Here is a 14,520-nt window from a genome sequence, read left to right on the forward strand (position 1 = left end):
TCAGTATCCTGCAAGGGTGTTGACTAGGACGGCGGTGCACATGCGGGCGGGGCTGGTGGCCTTGGCCGCCTGCCAGTCGAAGGTGGCCTGGATGCCCTGGGGTCCGGGGATTTCGATCCGCGGGACCGGCAGGTAGACGGCGTGGGCGGTGAAGGTGAAACTGGCGTTCGCGCCGAGGCTGTAGGCGAACTCGAGCTCGCAGGGCGTGCCGTCGATGGCCTGGGTGACGAGGGCGCTATCGGCAAAGCGCACCTCGATCCGGCCGGTCAGCGCGGCCATGCCGGGATCGGCGCCCTCGATCTTGCCGTCGTTGCGGATGGTCTCGATCCGGTCGAGGCCGTTGGCATAGGTGATCTCGGCCGAGACGACATTGCCCAAGGCCGTGCCGTTGCGCTTCACCACCCCGTTGAAATGGCCAAAGCGCTGCAGGCCCAGCGCGGTGGGCGTTCCCGCCGCGGTGGCGGCTGCGATGGCTTCGCCCTGCGCGATGAGCCGTGCGGTCGCTGTCAGCAGACCGGAGCGGTTCATCTGCCAGGACAGCTGGTCCATCACGCAACCCGCATACATCGCGAACCGCGGCACTTCGGGCATGGCTACTTCGATGGCCATCGAGGGGAGGGTCCAGTTGCCCGACTGGAAGGTGTGGGTCTTGGGCGTGGTCCCCGTCGTAGTCGGGGCGCCGAAGGCGGCCTTCAGCCAGAAGCCGAAGGCCTCGACGTCGATCGGCCCGACGACATCGCCGTCGGCGGTGACCGCGTCCTTGATCGGGGCCAGCGGGTCGCGTCCCTGGCCCAGAAGCTCCGAGGCGATCAGCGGCTGTTCTGATCCGAGCGTGGTGCTTGCGAACGGCATCAACCGATAGCCGCTCGCGGGCGGGGTGCCGTAAACCGTCTCGAACGCAAGCGCCATCTGCGCCCGCGCGCCGTGTGCGCGTGCCATGAAGAGTTTCTCCTTTCCTCGAAAGTCTGTAATTCGGCCTGAAGCGAGGTTTGGAGCCTCGAGATTTCAGCGACCGCGTGGTCCGAAGGACATTTGGGAAAACACCATGATCGAGTCAGTCTTTCTGATCATCTTTATGCTGGCGTCTCTGTATTTTATGTTCTGGTTGTTCATCTTGCTGCCAGCTGGCATGGCGACCAACCGCCGTCGCAATGCTGTCGGATGGGTGCTGGTCAGCGTGTTGTTTTCACCGATTCTCGCTTGCCTTCTTCTCTGGCTGTTGGGGAACAACCCGAACGGGCGTGGGTGAACGCCGCATTATTGCAGCGGACCAGATGTAGAGTAATGCAGGACGACGGTGATCATCGCCGCCTTCAGGGCCGCGGCGCCCTCGACGGGCAAGTCGACCGAGGCTGGGGCCTCGGGTTCGACCCAGTCACAGAGGCCGCCCAGCGTCCGATCAGCTTCCAGCGCCGCGCCGATGGCGGCGACCAAGTCGTCAAAGGTGCTGGCCCGGCCGGTGCCCGCCTGGACGACGACTTCCAGCTCGGCCCTGTGCTGGTAGTGATAGCGCAGGGGCGACAGCGTCACATCCGGCTCGCCCGTCTGGCCGTCGCGCAAGATGATCAACCCGGCCGCCGGGATCCGCTCGGGAAGAACCTCGTCACGCAGGGTGAGGGCGGCAAGCGGTTGCAGCCGCGCGTGCAACGCGGCGAGGACGGTTTCGCGAATGGTGGGCATCTGTTGTTCCGGGGTTCCGGGACAGGCCCGGGGTCAGTGTTCCCCGCCACCTTTCGGCAGCGGCAGGTTGGCCAGCCGTCGCGGCAGGTCGGCGCGGCTGTGCAGGAAGTCCACGATTATCACCTGGTCGGCGTCTTCAATGAAGACCACGAAGTGCTGGCCTGCGCGCGTGAAGCGCAGGTTCTCGGCCAGATCGGGATCAACGAGCCGACGGCAGTCCTGTGACAGGGCGGTGCCCGCGGCAATCCCGCGGCAGGTCGCGATCAGGTCATCCTCATAGGCCGCCGCCTGTCGTGGACCAAAGGTCTCGATGGTCCAGCGGGCAATCTCGATCAGCGAGGCCTCCGCCTGCGTTGTCAGACGCCAGGGTTTCGGCATCAGGCATTTGCACGCGCAGCGGCAAATGCCCGACGGATGGCATTTTCGCCACTGCCCTCGGCCAGATCACCACGTCGGGCCTCGTCCAGACCAGCCGTCAGGCGTGCACGCAGTTCGGTCATCTCCGCCTCTTCGCGCTCGAGAAGGCGCAGCCCGGCGCGCAGGGCCTCGGACGCGTTCTGATAGCGCCCGGATGCCACCAGGCGGTCGACAAGGTCGGATTGCGTTTCGGTCAGGACGACGTTTCTGGTGGCCATGGGAGTCTCCCTGCGGATCATTGGCAATATATGCCAATCAGTCTGCCGTGTCGACAGGCCCCGTCATGATCGTGTTTCAACCCACCCCGCCACGATCCGCCCCGGCACGCCGTCGATGGCCAGTTCCGCATCCCGCGCCAGATCCAGCCGCTTGCGCAGCTTGACCTGTGGCACCAGCAGGAAGATCGGCACTGTGGTCAGCCCGCGGCCGGTCTTCGCGCGCGACGCCACAGCCCGGCCTTTCGAATTCAGCCGCCCCTCGGCGACCAACAGGCTCGGGCCCCGGCGGCGATAGATGAAGCGCAGTCGCAGCCCCGTGCGCCGTTCCCATTCGCCGGGGGTGATGCGACCGCCACGCGTGGACTTGCCCGCCGCCTGGGTGGGGATCGCCAGCCAGAAGCCGTTGCGTGACCGGATCAGCGGCCCGGTGTCGTGGGCCCCGACGATCACCGGGGCGTTCGACCAGACCAGCGCCGCGGCGTTCAGGCTTTCGCCGCCCTTGGGATAGGTGGCGAGCCGGATCGAGTTGCCGAGCCGGGCGCCCAGTCCCGCGCCGGTGATCTGGCCGCGCCAGGCGGATTTGAGGCCCGCGCCCGCCTCGCGCATGGCGGTGGTGACGGCCTTCTCGCCTGCGGCGATTTCGGCCTGCATCATCGCGACGATGTCAGGATCGATGGTGAGCTTCAGTTTCATCGTGTCACGCCGGGCGGAGATCGAGGGTCCAGATCAACCGTTCCCGGTCGCGCAGGGGTTCTCCCTGGATGACATGGCTGTCCGCGCCGATGACGATCACATCGCCCGGTCGCGGGGTGGGCAGGTCGGCCACGCGCACATCTACCACCGTCGTGTCGCTGACGAAGCGACCAGCGCCGAAGTCGGTGACGCGGTCGGGCGCGCGGCGGATGATGCGGATCGGGCGTTCCTCGGAGGTGGTGGCCGAGATCCAGAGGGCCGGGGCCGCCATGGAGGTATGGGTGAAGATGCGGTCCATAGCGGCGGCAAAGACGGACATGGGTGGGTCCGTCAGTTCGACGTGTGCAGTCGGATCGCCAGCCGGGGCCGCTTGTTCACCGGCAGGATCGAGGCCTCGGTCATCACGTCAATCCAGCGGCCCTTCTCGTCGAGATGCTGGCGGGCATAGAGCGGCAGGCCGATGGTGTTGGCGGTCTCGAGCAGGTTCGCAGGGCCGCCATAGGTGGTGAAGGTGTCCATCGTCCCGAGTGGGAAGGCGATGCCTTCGTTCGCGGGAACCAGCCGTTCGGTGGCCTTGGTCGAGAGGGTGACGGTGCCGGAATACTCCTCGAACAGGATGCCGCCGAAGGGGAAGTTGCGGCGGACGTCCTCGCGCAGCGGCTGGGCACCGGTCGAGGCGTAGAACTTGTAGGCCTCTTCGGTCTTCGGGTGCGCGATCAGCTTGTCGAAGAATTCCCGGCTGACGAGGGCATGGACGCTGGTCATGGCCTCGCCCAGAAGGTTGTCCTCGATGGCGCGCAGCACCTCGCGGACCTTGCCCTGCACGTTGGTGCCCGCGGTGCCGAGAACGAAGTCGACCGAGATCTGCGCGAGACCGAATTCCGTGAAGTAGTTGTAGAGGGTAGTCCCGGCCCCGTCCTTCACGATGCCGCGGAGCGCGTTCATCTCCATGTATTCGCGGGTCTGGGCGTGCTTGCGCCGCATCAGCAGGAGCTTGCGGTTCATCACCTCGACCAGGGGATCGGCCGCATCGAAGGCGCCGCCCAGCGCGGGCTGTCCCTGGATGTCGGCAGGCAGGACCACGTCGTCATGCGGGATCCACGGCAGGGCGAAGGACCGCATGGACCGGCCTTCCCGGGTGCCGACCGTAGCAGGGCCGCCGAGGGGGACGGAGGGCAGCAGGCTGAGGACGCCCTCGTACTGTTCGATGATGACGGACCGTTGGCTGACCCCTTCGAAGCGAAAGAGGCCGATCTGGGCGAGGCGGGTGTAGAGGTTGGGCAGGATGTTGATGGCCTGCGTCATCTCGGCCAGCGAATAGCCGCCAGCGTCGAAGGGATTGCGGACGAGGGTCATGGGATGCTCCGGGGGATGAGGGGGATCAGACGCCGTCGCGGGCGATGATGCCGACGGCGGCCAGCTGGGTGAGTTTCGCGGCGATCTTGGTGCCGTCATCGACCGTGGCGCCGTAGGCGAGGGCCGCGCGCGACACGATCGAGGGACCGCGGACCAGCACAATGCCGGTGGCATCGGCCAACGTGGCGTCGACGGCGTAAAGCAGGACGGCCGAGGCGATCTGCGATCCGTCGGCCCCGGTCGCGGGCGACAGGGTGTACTTGCTGCTGGCCGTGATCTTGCCGAGCACCGAGCCCACGGGATAGGGCATGCCCGCGAGCAGCGTCACCACATCGCGGGTGTAGTTCGGGTTGACCTCGTATTTGAGGACGTCGCCCATGCTGGGCGGTTCCGTCAGGACGGGCATGGTTCAGTCTCCAGGATGGTGGGGGTGGGGGCGCCCGATCTGGGCAATGCGCGTTAGCGCGAGGCGGCGGCCGACTTCTTCGCGGCCGCCACGATGGGGCTTTCCTTCGCGCCCGCCGCCGGGGCGGTGGCGATGATGCCCGCGGCATCGCTGCGCGCGGCGAGATCGGCCAGCACCTTGGCGCGCAGGGCCACGGGTTTCACACCCTTGGCCACGGCTTCGGCGGCATCAATCTGGATGCCAAGGCGCGCCGCCTGCGCACAGACCTGTGCGACCTCCGCCGCCTCGGCGCGGATGGCTTCGGGCGACATGGCGGCCGCCGCCGTTTGCGGCGGTGCGATTGCCTCGGGCGGGGCCGGTTCCGGCGGGGTGGCGGCCGTGGGCTGCGCATGGTCTTCGGGGGCGGTGGTCATCATCGGGCCCTTTCCTTTGGGGGTGGATGTGAGGGTGGATGTGCCGCGGGGTGCGGCGGCGAAAGCGCGGAAGGCGGTGACGGGATCGGCGACCTCGTCGGCGAGACCGGCGAAGATCGCCGCCTCGCCGCGATAGACGGCGGCCTCGGTGCCCAGCGCGCCTAGCGTGTCGAGGCGGCGGCCGCGCCCTTCGGCGACGGTTTCGGCGAAGAGCTGGCGGAGGTCTTCCAACTCGTCTGCGATCCGGGCGCGGATGGCCTCGGGCAGGGGCTGATAGGGGTTCGCATCGACCTTGCGGGCACCCGCATGGATCAGCGTCACCGCGATGCCCTTCTGATCGAGCGCCCCGCTCATGTCGCTGTGCATCGCGACGACGCCGATGCTACCGACGGCGCCGGTGCGGGGCAGGATGATCCGGTCGGCCTGTGAGGCCAGCGCATAGGCGGCCGAGAGGGCGTGATCGGCGACGAAAGCCTGCACAGGCTTGACCTGACGCGCTGCGCGGATGCGATCCGCCAGATCGAAGGCACCGGCCACCTCGCCCCCAAAGCTGTCGATGTCGAGGGCAATGCCGCGAATGGCGGGATCGGTGACGGCCGCCTGCAGCTGGGCCGCGATCCCCTCGTAGGAGGTCAGACCGGAGGATTGCCCGATCCAGGCCCCGCGATGCACCAGCGTGCCCGCGATCTCGATCACCGCGATCCCATCGACGATTGCGAAGGGCTGGCCGCCGTTGCGCGCCTGGCGGCTGGTCAGGTCGTCGCCGAAGAGAGAGGCGCGCGCGGGCAGGCTGGCCGGATCCCGATCTATGGCCGCAATCTCCAGCCCCTCGACGCTGATTTCCCGCCCAACGATCCGGGGGCCAAGCCCGGTCAGGAAGGCCAGCGCCTTTGCGGGATCGACCATCAGCGGTGTGTTGAAGACGCGCTGGGCGATCTGGGTGTGGTGCATCATGCGTCCTCCGCAGGCCTTGGTTCCCGGTTCTCGCCGTCGTCATCCTGATTGCTGCCGTCCTGCCGATTTTCCTGCTGGCCCTCGGCATCACCCGGCCCAGTGCCGCCACCCGCCGCCTGCGCGGGCGACCCCGGCCGCCGGAAGTCCAGACCCAGTTCCGCCTCGCGTTTCCGTTCCGCAGCAATTTCCCGGTCGACCTGCTCGGCGTCGTATCCCCGCTCGGCGATGGCCTGTGTGCGAGATTTCAGGCCCGCCTCAATCTGCAGGATCTCGGCCGCGGCATCCTTGGCGGGGTCGATCCAGTCCCATTTCGTGGGGAGCCAGTCGCAGGCGAGGTATGCGCTCCGGTCGCTGGCATAACCTGTTAGATCGATGGCACCGGCCAGCACCGCCATGTCCATCCAGCGCGTCCAGACGGCACGGCAAAGCTGATAGACCATCACCGAATGCTGGAAAGCCGAGATACGACGGCGGAAGTCGACGAGCGCGATCCGCGTGTTCGAGAAGTTGCCTTTGGCCGTGTCGCCCGTGAGATAGCCATAGGGCACGCCCAGCGCCGCGCCGATCTGCAACAGCGTCCGGTACTGGAATGGCTCATAGGTGCTGCCGGAGTCAGGGGTAGACGGCGTGGTTACATCTTCGCCCGGGTCAAGCCGCACCACCTGGCCCGGTTCCACCTCCAGATCGTCCTCGGCTGGATCGAGGGCGGTCTCCGGAGCGGGGGAGGTGATGAACATCGCAAACATCGCCGCGGTCTTCTTCCGCTCGAGTTCCGCGTCGTCATAGAGATCGAGGGTAAAGAGCTTCACCACGGCCGCGGCAAAGCGCGACACGCCGCGCAGCTGGCCCGCCTCGACCGGGTCGAGGATGTGGATCACCTCGGAGGCCGGAACCCGGACCGTCTCGCCCGCCAGCCCCGGATCGGTCATGTCGCCGGGGTGGCGACGCAGGAAGTGGTAGGCGACGCGCCGCCCGATCCCGTCGAACTCGATCCCCTGCCGGATCGATCCCGCGCCGGGCAGGACGCGGGTCATGTCCTGCGGCAGCATTTCCGAGGGCAGCATCTGCAGCTGCATGGGCACTGTCAGCCCGTCCTCCGGCCGCCTGGTGCGGATGCGCAGGAAGACTTCGCCCGCCAGAAACACCTCGCGCGCGGCGCGGCGCTGCAGCCCGAAGAAGTCCGTCAGCCCCTCAGCATCAGCCTCGTCGGTCCAGGCGAGCCAGAGTTTCTGCAGCTCCTCTTTCTTCGCGGCCTCAGTTATCTTCGACGAGGGCTTGAGCCCGTCACCGACGACATGGTTCGCAAAGGCGTCGACCGCGTTCGCGGCATAGCCATTGTTGCGCACCAGCCAGCGGGCCCGGGCGGTGATGGTTTCCCCAGAGGCCGCGATCAGCGTGTTCACATGCGCCCGCGTGGCTCGGAAACCGCGCATGCGCCGGTGGGATTGAGCCGCGTCGAACCCGCCGATGATGGAGCCAAGGCGCGACCGTAAGGCGTCGAGCACCATGGTCACAGACCCTTCGTGGCCACGGTGCCCCAGCGGCGACGCCGCGGCGTGGCAGAGGCGGTCGCGATCCGGCCTTCCAGATCCCGGATCGCCGTCGCCAGTTCGGCGTCCGAGCCATAGGTCAAGGTCTTGCCGTCATAGCTGACGCTGCGCAGCCCGGCGAAGCGGGCTTCCTGCAGTGCAGTGAGCAGGGCCTGCATGCGTTCAAGGTCCATCAGTCCCTCATGAAGTTCGGGGTGTAGGCCCGCCGTTTCCGGCGTGGCGTGGTCAGCGTTCCGGCCTTGGGTTGGGCCGGGTCGGGTTGTGTGGCGGCCGCGGCGACAGCCACCGGCAGACGTGTTTCCACGCCAGCCTGCGCTTCAAGCCGTCGCCAGGCGGCTTCGTCCCATCGGTCGGCGCCAAGGATCCACGCCGCGGCGCGGGCGTAGACCCGGCAGTCCAGCGCCTCGTTCCTTTCGCGCATCTTCTGCCATTCCTGATGGGCATAGCCGCGCTTGTTGCGGATGGTGACCAGCTGTTCGGCCACCAGCTGCTTCAGCCATTCGGTGTTGGCCCAGCCGGGCAGGTGGATCGTGCCAGGGGCATCGAGGACCCCCGTAGCGCGATCCTCGTCCGTGGGCCGTTCGATCCGCAGGAACCGGTAGGTCTCGGCCTTGAACGTCGCCGTGGCCACCGACCAGAGCCGTGCGCCGCGGCGCAGACGTTTGCCGCCGATGGTGGCGTCGACGAAGGTCGGGCCCGAGACCGGTGTCGCCCGATTAAACCCTTCGAGGCCCTTCAGGGGTGCCACCTGTTCGAAGCCGACCTTCCGCGACCAGGCATAGACCGCCGCGGCCTCGTAGCCGGTATCGACGCCAAGGCGCGCTACCGTCATGAAGGCGCCGTTGGCATGCTGCCAGCTCCGCCCGAGCAAGGCGGTCAGCTTGTCCCAGGCTGCCGGATCATCCGGGCCGCCCGGAATGACGATGTGATCGACAAGCCAGGACTCGAGGCCGCGGCCCCAGGCCCAGATATCGACTTCGATCCGGTCCCTTTGGACGTCGGCCCCGGCGGTCAGGAACAGCCCGGCAATTGGCACGGTGCCCGGCGTCCAAGCCTCGCGCCGATCCGCCAGCCGTTGCCATTCCGGCGCGTCGCCGCTTTCGACCCATGTCTCGCCCAGAAGCGTGTTGCGCGCGGCCCGCAGCGTCTCGTCCGACCCTTGGGCCGCCAGCCATTCCCGCGCGACATCGGACCAGCTTTTCCACCCGAGCGGCGAATAGAGCGCCGAGAGGTGGAAGCCGATGGCCTTCGGATCCTTGGAAACTGCTGTTGCCCGCCATTCCCCGCGGGCCAGCATCTCGGTCTTGTGGTGCTCGGCAATGGGGCGTTCGCAACCCTCGCAGTGATAGGCTGCGGTTTCCGGCTTTCCCTTCGCCCAGCGCAGCCGGTCGAACTGCAGCCACTGCATCGCTCCGCAATGCGGGCAGGGCACGAAGTAGCGCCGCTGGTCGGAAGCCTCGAACTCTCGCTCGATCCGGCTCAGCCCCCGGATCGTGGGCGTCGAGACCATGAACACCTTGCGCCGGTGCGAGAAGGTGGTGGTCCGGGCCTCGGCCAGCGTGACCGGATCGCCTTCCTCGTCGGCCGAGGCCGGATAGGCGTCGACCTCGTCCAGAAACACATAGCGCGCGGGCATCGACCGCAGGCCGGTGGCCGAATTCGCGCCGGTCAGCACCAGGATGCCGCCGGGGAATTCCTTCGACAGCATTGAATTACCGGCATCGCGCGACCGGGCCGGGTTCACTCGCTCGCGGAGCGCCGGGCTGTCCGCGATCAGCGGATCAAGGCGGCCCCGCGAGGTGCGCTTGGCCAGTTCCAGGCTCGGCAGCACTGCCAGCATCGGCCCCGGCGCATGGTGGATGACGAAGCCGATCCAGTTGTTGCCCGCTTCCGTTGCCCCGACCTGCGCGGCCTTCATGAAGGTGATGCGCTGCGCGGGATGGCCGGGCGACAGCGCATCCATGATCTCGCGCAGATATGGCGCGCGGGCGGTGCGATAGCGCCCCGGCTCGGCCGCGCCACGCGACGACAGCCAGCGATGCTGATCTGCCCATTCCGACACCGTCAGGTTCGGATCGGGCCGCATCGCCTGCCGCCAGACCCGGAGCAGGTCCTCGGCACCGTCGAAACCGAGGTCGAGACCCTCGGTCAGGTCGTTGTCGTCATCCTCATCATGCAAGCGAGACCCGGAGGTCGGCGAGGGCGTCGAGCTGTTCGCGGACATGGGCTTCCAGCACCCTTTGCATGATCGCGGTCTCGATCGTCACCGATGCCCCGGATTGCCGTTCCACCTCCGCCATGATCTGCGCCGCCATCAGCGCGGCCACCCGTCCGGGCCAGGTGACCCAGACATCCCGTTCCTGCCGTGCGAGACGAAACACCAGTGTTTCCGCGCGCGCGCGGTCGACCAGCGTGCCCTTCTTCTTCTGGACCGCGATCTGCTTGTCCTGCGCGGCATAGACCGTCAGCAGCGTGCGCGCCTTGATGTAGGACGAGGTCTCGCCCGCACCGCTGGCCAACCCGTCCCCGCCAAGCGACCGACGCTGCTGGTCGGGATCCGTCATCTCGGCCCGCCGCACATCCGAGGCCGCGGCGTTGATCGACCCGTCGTCGTAGACCACCAGCCGCCCGTTCTTGCGCGCCTTCTGCACCCCGCCGCGCGACAGCCCGGAATGCGCCGCATACTCGCGTTCGCTCATGCCTTTCATGGCGCTGTGAAGCCTATCAAGATATTGAAAATAAACAGGAAATATCAATCATTCCCGTTGATTGTCTCCCCCTCCGGAGCGATTCTGTTGTCCATCAACAGGCCGCATCGCGCCGATCCCAGGAGGGTTTCACCATGACCACGACCACCATCCGCATCGACTATTCCACCCTTCCCGAGGGCTTCGACCTGAGCCGCCCGGACGCCATCGCCGAAGTCATCGAGCAGGCGCTGCGCGAGAGCGGGATCCCGGCCGAGGCCTCCGACGTCCTGTCGCACCTGAAGATCGAACTCCCCACCGCCCAGCTGGGTGCCGCCAGCCGCGCGCTGGCCGAGATGCGGCTGATCTGACCCGAGCGATCAGAAAGCACTGATATTGCTCCGATTTGCCTACGATCATTCGCCCGACAGAGCGATGGTGTTCGCACCAGAACGATGCAACTCACCGAAGGATGCCACCGCCATGACCCGCCGCTCTGCCCCGAACGACAAGGCCCTCGACGCCTTCATCACCGCCAAGGCAGAGATCGACACCATGCTGGAGCGCCTGAAGGCCCTCAGCGACGACCATTTCGAGACCCACCCCCACGATATCCATTGGGGGCATGTCGGCACGCTGAAGCACTACGCGGGCCTGCTGCGCCAGATTACCGACAGCGCCTTCAAGGAAGGCGAACACGCTGCCTGACGCGCCCACTCCGCGCAACGGCCGCTCCGTCCGAGGACGGGGCTTGCCTCCGTAGAAGGCGCGCACACCGCGCGCCCACAGCCACGGAGGCTCCGATGACCACCCCGTCCGACACCCAGTCCCTGATCCTCGCTCGTGCCGCGACCCGGCCCGGCAATCTCGCCCTGCCTCTGCCCGAGGGGCTGGTCGGCGCCGCCGCCAAGATGGTCGTCGGCAAGATGATCGCCCGCGGCTGGCTCGAAGAGGTCGAGGCGAACCTGCGCCGCGGCGAACCGATGTGGCGCGAGACCGGCGATGGCCACGGCACCACGCTGATCGCGACCGAGGCCGGGCTGGAAGCCATCGGGATCGAGTCGGTGGTGGCCAGCGCCGTCGCCAGCGTGCGGAGGGCGAAGCCCAAGGCGGAACCGGAGCCGGTACAGACGCCCGACGACAGCGAAACCGTGAGACCTGTCGCCATCCGCGCTGGCACCAAGCAGGCCCAGATCATCTCGATGCTCCAGCGTCCCGAGGGAGCGACGGTCGCCGAGATGGTCGCGGCGACCGGATGGTTGGCGCACACGGTCAGGGGCTCGATCTCGGGGGCGCTAAAAAAGAAGCTGGGTCTGCCCATCACCGTGGAGAAGGTGGAGGGCAGGGGGACGTTCTATCGGATTGGGTAACGGCATCTACGGAACATAGCCACCTGTCGGCTGCTCTCCGTCCTGTGTCCGCACGTTACGTTATCCTCGTTCTCCAGTGCGACTGAAGGCTCCCTGAAGGCCACTGTTGGTACATCTAGATCTCGGTGTGGACGGCGCCCAAAGCCGCCGAGGGTATCAACGCCAACACGGCGGCCAACTCGGCCTCCTGGACGAGGAAAGGCATGCGTGTCGTTCCATAATGCCTTGCAAGATGGAAGCGGTGCATTCCTCCCTCAATATGAATTTGACCTTGGACCTCCCTGAGCAAGGGCGGTGTCACAGCAGTCCCCTTCAGCCACCGATATGCGATACCGCAGCTCTTCCTTTTGTATTGAGCATGCCATGGATCCTTATCCCTGCTTGCAGCGGTTGTGAGCCTGCGATTCACCTCGTCGATATCGGCTTCGATTATGACGAAAGCGGCTGACGCGTGATTGCCAGGATACGCTCCGTCGAGCGCGAGATAGAATTTTTCCGGGGTCAGGTCCCACACTGCTTCTAGGGCAGTAGGGATGTTCTTTTTTCCACGGCACCAGGTGCGGAGTGTGCGCTCTTCGTCCGCACGGGCTACTTCGAAAGCTTCGTCTCTTTTCCCCTCCGCTACTTCTTTGGCGGTGTTCATGACTAGGCCACGTGCCAAAAGCCGCTTGATCTCGTCAAAGTTCGGCTCGTTTTCTGTGTCAGCAGGCATTTGGTTTCGGACCCTTTAGGCCAACATCGCTCTGTCCAGATCAAATATGTGGGTACATTATCCGATCTGGTCAATCGATGGTCGCTCTGCCTTCCGCCCAGTCGCCATCTCCCACCGCCGCACGGCGACGTCGCAATAAACAGGGTCCAGTTCCACCGCGCGGCAGTGCCGCCCGGTGCGTTCGGCGGCGATCAGTTGAGTGCCGGAGCCGCAGAAGGGTTCGAACACCAGGTCGCCGGGATCGGTGAAGGCCTCCAGCACCGCCTCGACCAGCGCCACCGGGAACACGGCCGGGTGCGATCCGGCGGCGCCCAGACCGCCCTTGTGCCGCATGATCCGGAACACGCTGTCCGGGATACGGTGGCTCTGGATGGCGTTGCCGTATCCGGTCTTGCGGTGGACCGTGCCGTCGGCCCCGCGCAGGCCGCCCCCGCCGAGCGTTTCGCCCGCGTGCTTGCTCTCCACCGTCTTGTTCGGCTTCCGCGGCTGGCGGTTGAAGTGGAAGATGAACTCGTGCGACGGCGCCAGCCGCCCATTCCAGTCGCCGGGCAGGCCCGGACCCTGGTCCCAGACATACCAGCCGAACCGCCGCCAGCCCTGCGCGCGCATCCAGTCGACCCAGCCCTCCCAATAGGGAATCCACTCACCGTCCCGGTGGACGAGGCCGAGATTGACCAGCAGTTGCGCATCGGCGGTGATGGGCGCTGCGGCGAAGACGCCCTGCATCAGCGCGTCCCAATCACCGACCTTTTCCTTCGCCGCCCCATAGTCGCGCTGCTTGGCATAGGGCGGGGAGGTGAACATCAGCGAGGCCTGCGCCCCGTCCATCAGCCGCACCACCACGGCCGGATCGGTCGCATCGCCGCAGATCAGCCGGTGATGCCCGAGCCGCCAGATGTCGCCTGGCTTGGTGATTGGTTCGACCGGGGCCTCGGGGATCGTATCCGCGGTGTCATCGTCGATGGGCGCGCGGTCGTCGGCGTCATGCAGCAGCGCGTCCAGCTCGTCCTCGGGAATTCCGATCAGCCCGAGGTCGAAGTCCTCGGCCATCAGCCCGCGCAGTTCTTCGAGCAGCAGCGCCTCATCCCACCCGCCCAGTTCGGTCAGCTTGTTGTCGGCGATCCGGTAAGCCCGACGCTGCGCCTCGGTCAGATGGCCCAACACGATGACCGGCGCCTCGGCCAGACCCAGCCGGGCAGCGGCCAGGACCCGGCCGTGCCCTGCAATCAACTCGCCGTCGGCGGCAACCAGGCAGGGGACGGTCCAGCCGAATTCGGCCATGCTGGCGGCGATCTTCGCCACCTGGTCGGCGTCGTGGGTCTTGGCATTCCGGGCGTATGGCCGGAGACGGGCCAGCGGCCAGTGTTCGATCCGGCCGGGCAGGAGGGGCACGTTCATGCCGCGAGCCGCTTCGCCTTGAGGGCGGCGAAGGTCTCGCCGGTTTCTGCCAGCACAGCCTCTTGGCCGGTGAAGGACTGCCAGCGCTCGATGGCGACATCGACATAGGCCGGGTTCAGCTCGACACCGAAGCAGATCCGGCCAGTCGTCTCGGCCGCGATCAGTGTTGTGCCGGATCCCATGAAGGGCTCATAGACCGCCTGGCCGGGGCTCGAGTTGTTCAGGATCGGGCGGCGCATGCATTCGACCGGCTTCTGGGTGCCGTGGACCGTGTCGGCGTCCTGATCCCGGTTGGCGATCTGCCACAGCGTCGTCTGTTTCCTATCCCCGGCCCAGTGACCCTTGCCCTTGGCGCGCACCGCATACCAGCAAGGTTCGTGCTGCCAGTGATAGTCCCCGCGGCTGAGGACCAGCCGGTCCTTGGCCCAGATGATCTGCGATCGGATGGCGAAACCTGCTGCGGTCAGGCTCTCGGCCACTGTCGCGGCATGCAGCGCGCCGTGCCAGACATAGGCGACGTCGCCGGGAAACAGCGCCCAAGCCTCGCGCCAGTCGGCCCGGTCTGTTGATTTCCACTGAGAAGTGACCCGTGTAGGCGCATAATTTCCACTGAGATTTGACCCATGTGACCCTCCCCCAAGCGAAGAGCGAGGGGGTCAAAGGAGT

19 protein-coding genes and 1 pseudogene are annotated in these 14,520 nt (G+C 66.7%); 4 read left to right on the forward strand and 16 right to left on the reverse strand.

The window, feature by feature from the left end; genetic code table 11:
• Window positions 1-939 carry a phage tail tube protein gene (locus tag IE126_RS23285; protein ID WP_189382560.1) on the reverse strand — a complete coding sequence of 313 codons (939 nt, stop codon included), beginning with the start codon at window positions 937-939 and terminating at the stop codon, window positions 1-3.
• Window positions 940-1,045: 106 nt separating this feature from the next.
• On the opposite strand from IE126_RS23285, the gene IE126_RS23290 reads away from it, so the two are divergent.
• On the forward strand, window positions 1,046-1,249 hold the full coding sequence (locus IE126_RS23290) for a hypothetical protein (protein WP_189382562.1): 204 nt from the start codon (window positions 1,046-1,048) through the stop codon (window positions 1,247-1,249).
• A gap of 8 nt (window positions 1,250-1,257) precedes the next feature.
• On the opposite strand, the gene IE126_RS23295 is transcribed toward IE126_RS23290, so the two are convergent.
• The 12 genes from IE126_RS23295 to IE126_RS23350 all read right to left on the reverse strand — a co-directional run bounded on the left by IE126_RS23295 (window position 1,258) and on the right by IE126_RS23350 (window position 10,395).
• Entirely contained in the window at window positions 1,258-1,680 is a 423-nt protein-coding gene (locus IE126_RS23295; RefSeq protein ID WP_189382564.1) for an acyl-CoA transferase, read from the reverse strand.
• Window positions 1,681-1,713: 33 nt separating this feature from the next.
• The gene (locus IE126_RS23300) at window positions 1,714-2,058 is read right to left on the reverse strand and encodes a type II toxin-antitoxin system RelE/ParE family toxin (RefSeq protein WP_189382566.1); all 345 of its coding nucleotides are present in this window, start codon (window positions 2,056-2,058) and stop codon (window positions 1,714-1,716) included.
• Window positions 2,058-2,315 (reverse strand): type II toxin-antitoxin system ParD family antitoxin, encoded by a 258-nt coding sequence (locus IE126_RS23305; protein WP_189382568.1) that lies wholly within the window; start codon window positions 2,313-2,315, stop codon window positions 2,058-2,060. Before IE126_RS23305 ends, IE126_RS23300 begins: the two co-directional genes overlap by 1 nt.
• Window positions 2,316-2,378: 63 nt before the next feature.
• The gene (locus IE126_RS23310) at window positions 2,379-3,008 is read right to left on the reverse strand and encodes a DUF6441 family protein (protein ID WP_189382570.1); all 630 of its coding nucleotides are present in this window, start codon (window positions 3,006-3,008) and stop codon (window positions 2,379-2,381) included.
• A 4-nt stretch (window positions 3,009-3,012) separates the two neighbouring features.
• Window positions 3,013-3,327 (reverse strand): head-tail joining protein, encoded by a 315-nt coding sequence (locus tag IE126_RS23315; protein ID WP_189382572.1) that lies wholly within the window; start codon window positions 3,325-3,327, stop codon window positions 3,013-3,015.
• Between the two features lie 11 nt (window positions 3,328-3,338).
• A complete protein-coding gene (locus IE126_RS23320; protein WP_074556081.1) occupies window positions 3,339-4,364 on the reverse strand; it encodes a major capsid protein in 1,026 nt (341 codons plus the stop codon).
• Window positions 4,365-4,389: 25 nt separating this feature from the next.
• Window positions 4,390-4,770 (reverse strand): head decoration protein, encoded by a 381-nt coding sequence (locus tag IE126_RS23325; RefSeq protein ID WP_189382574.1) that lies wholly within the window; start codon window positions 4,768-4,770, stop codon window positions 4,390-4,392.
• Window positions 4,771-4,823: 53 nt separating this feature from the next.
• On the reverse strand, window positions 4,824-6,134 hold the full coding sequence (locus IE126_RS23330) for a S49 family peptidase (RefSeq protein ID WP_189382590.1): 1,311 nt from the start codon (window positions 6,132-6,134) through the stop codon (window positions 4,824-4,826).
• Window positions 6,134-7,645, reverse strand: coding sequence for a phage portal protein (locus IE126_RS23335; protein WP_189382576.1), 1,512 nt, complete (start codon window positions 7,643-7,645; stop codon window positions 6,134-6,136). The genes IE126_RS23330 and IE126_RS23335 overlap by 1 nt, the downstream gene beginning before the upstream one ends.
• Window positions 7,646-7,647: 2 nt before the next feature.
• Complete coding sequence (locus IE126_RS23340) at window positions 7,648-7,860, reverse strand: phage head-tail joining protein (protein WP_189382578.1); 213 nt, start codon at window positions 7,858-7,860, stop codon at window positions 7,648-7,650.
• Window positions 7,860-9,911 carry a phage terminase large subunit family protein gene (locus tag IE126_RS23345; RefSeq protein ID WP_189382580.1) on the reverse strand — a complete coding sequence of 684 codons (2,052 nt, stop codon included), beginning with the start codon at window positions 9,909-9,911 and terminating at the stop codon, window positions 7,860-7,862. Before IE126_RS23345 ends, IE126_RS23340 begins: the two co-directional genes overlap by 1 nt.
• A complete protein-coding gene (locus tag IE126_RS23350) occupies window positions 9,859-10,395 on the reverse strand; it encodes a hypothetical protein (protein WP_043132986.1) in 537 nt (178 codons plus the stop codon). The genes IE126_RS23345 and IE126_RS23350 overlap by 53 nt, the downstream gene beginning before the upstream one ends.
• Window positions 10,396-10,529: 134 nt before the next feature.
• Between IE126_RS23350 and IE126_RS23355 the strand changes: the two genes are divergently transcribed.
• From IE126_RS23355 to IE126_RS23365, 3 genes are all read left to right on the forward strand, one after another.
• A complete protein-coding gene (locus tag IE126_RS23355) occupies window positions 10,530-10,745 on the forward strand; it encodes a hypothetical protein (RefSeq protein ID WP_068767940.1) in 216 nt (71 codons plus the stop codon).
• 112 nt (window positions 10,746-10,857) lie between these two features.
• On the forward strand, window positions 10,858-11,082 hold the full coding sequence (locus IE126_RS23360) for a hypothetical protein (RefSeq protein ID WP_108130889.1): 225 nt from the start codon (window positions 10,858-10,860) through the stop codon (window positions 11,080-11,082).
• A gap of 95 nt (window positions 11,083-11,177) precedes the next feature.
• Window positions 11,178-11,744, forward strand: coding sequence for a DUF3489 domain-containing protein (locus IE126_RS23365; protein WP_189382582.1), 567 nt, complete (start codon window positions 11,178-11,180; stop codon window positions 11,742-11,744).
• A 115-nt stretch (window positions 11,745-11,859) separates the two neighbouring features.
• Here the strand turns inward: IE126_RS23365 and IE126_RS23370 are convergent, their stop codons facing one another.
• The 3 genes and pseudogenes from IE126_RS23370 to IE126_RS23380 form a co-directional block, all read right to left on the reverse strand.
• Window positions 11,860-12,456, reverse strand: coding sequence for a hypothetical protein (locus tag IE126_RS23370; RefSeq protein WP_189382584.1), 597 nt, complete (start codon window positions 12,454-12,456; stop codon window positions 11,860-11,862).
• Between the two features lie 57 nt (window positions 12,457-12,513).
• Window positions 12,514-13,854: a site-specific DNA-methyltransferase gene (locus IE126_RS23375; protein ID WP_189382586.1), complete on the reverse strand. Its 1,341-nt coding sequence runs from the start codon at window positions 13,852-13,854 to the stop codon at window positions 12,514-12,516.
• Window positions 13,851-14,420 (reverse strand): annotated as a pseudogene (locus IE126_RS23380) (DNA-methyltransferase); the annotation flags it as partial. The pseudogene IE126_RS23380 and the gene IE126_RS23375, both read right to left, overlap by 4 nt.
• Window positions 14,421-14,520: the final 100 nt, after the last annotated feature.

The organism is Gemmobacter nanjingensis (assembly GCF_014652195.1).
GTDB classification, from domain to species: Bacteria; Pseudomonadota; Alphaproteobacteria; order Rhodobacterales; family Rhodobacteraceae; genus Gemmobacter; species Gemmobacter caeni.

What these genes read in the sequence shown, in the direction of transcription:
- IE126_RS23285 (WP_189382560.1), bottom strand. Translation starts at nt 939, where the DNA reads ATGGCACGCGCACACGGCGCGCGGGCGCAGATGGCGCTTGCGTTCGAG.
- IE126_RS23290 (WP_189382562.1), top strand. Translation starts at nt 1,046, where the DNA reads ATGATCGAGTCAGTCTTTCTGATCATCTTTATGCTGGCGTCTCTGTAT.
- IE126_RS23295 (WP_189382564.1), bottom strand. Translation starts at nt 1,680, where the DNA reads ATGCCCACCATTCGCGAAACCGTCCTCGCCGCGTTGCACGCGCGGCTG.
- IE126_RS23300 (WP_189382566.1), bottom strand. Translation starts at nt 2,058, where the DNA reads ATGCCGAAACCCTGGCGTCTGACAACGCAGGCGGAGGCCTCGCTGATC.
- IE126_RS23305 (WP_189382568.1), bottom strand. Translation starts at nt 2,315, where the DNA reads ATGGCCACCAGAAACGTCGTCCTGACCGAAACGCAATCCGACCTTGTC.
- IE126_RS23310 (WP_189382570.1), bottom strand. Translation starts at nt 3,008, where the DNA reads ATGAAACTGAAGCTCACCATCGATCCTGACATCGTCGCGATGATGCAG.
- IE126_RS23315 (WP_189382572.1), bottom strand. Translation starts at nt 3,327, where the DNA reads ATGTCCGTCTTTGCCGCCGCTATGGACCGCATCTTCACCCATACCTCC.
- IE126_RS23320 (WP_074556081.1), bottom strand. Translation starts at nt 4,364, where the DNA reads ATGACCCTCGTCCGCAATCCCTTCGACGCTGGCGGCTATTCGCTGGCC.
- IE126_RS23325 (WP_189382574.1), bottom strand. Translation starts at nt 4,770, where the DNA reads ATGCCCGTCCTGACGGAACCGCCCAGCATGGGCGACGTCCTCAAATAC.
- IE126_RS23330 (WP_189382590.1), bottom strand. Translation starts at nt 6,134, where the DNA reads ATGCACCACACCCAGATCGCCCAGCGCGTCTTCAACACACCGCTGATG.
- IE126_RS23335 (WP_189382576.1), bottom strand. Translation starts at nt 7,645, where the DNA reads ATGGTGCTCGACGCCTTACGGTCGCGCCTTGGCTCCATCATCGGCGGG.
- IE126_RS23340 (WP_189382578.1), bottom strand. Translation starts at nt 7,860, where the DNA reads ATGGACCTTGAACGCATGCAGGCCCTGCTCACTGCACTGCAGGAAGCC.
- IE126_RS23345 (WP_189382580.1), bottom strand. Translation starts at nt 9,911, where the DNA reads ATGTCCGCGAACAGCTCGACGCCCTCGCCGACCTCCGGGTCTCGCTTG.
- IE126_RS23350 (WP_043132986.1), bottom strand. Translation starts at nt 10,395, where the DNA reads ATGAAAGGCATGAGCGAACGCGAGTATGCGGCGCATTCCGGGCTGTCG.
- IE126_RS23355 (WP_068767940.1), top strand. Translation starts at nt 10,530, where the DNA reads ATGACCACGACCACCATCCGCATCGACTATTCCACCCTTCCCGAGGGC.
- IE126_RS23360 (WP_108130889.1), top strand. Translation starts at nt 10,858, where the DNA reads ATGACCCGCCGCTCTGCCCCGAACGACAAGGCCCTCGACGCCTTCATC.
- IE126_RS23365 (WP_189382582.1), top strand. Translation starts at nt 11,178, where the DNA reads ATGACCACCCCGTCCGACACCCAGTCCCTGATCCTCGCTCGTGCCGCG.
- IE126_RS23370 (WP_189382584.1), bottom strand. Translation starts at nt 12,456, where the DNA reads ATGCCTGCTGACACAGAAAACGAGCCGAACTTTGACGAGATCAAGCGG.
- IE126_RS23375 (WP_189382586.1), bottom strand. Translation starts at nt 13,854, where the DNA reads ATGAACGTGCCCCTCCTGCCCGGCCGGATCGAACACTGGCCGCTGGCC.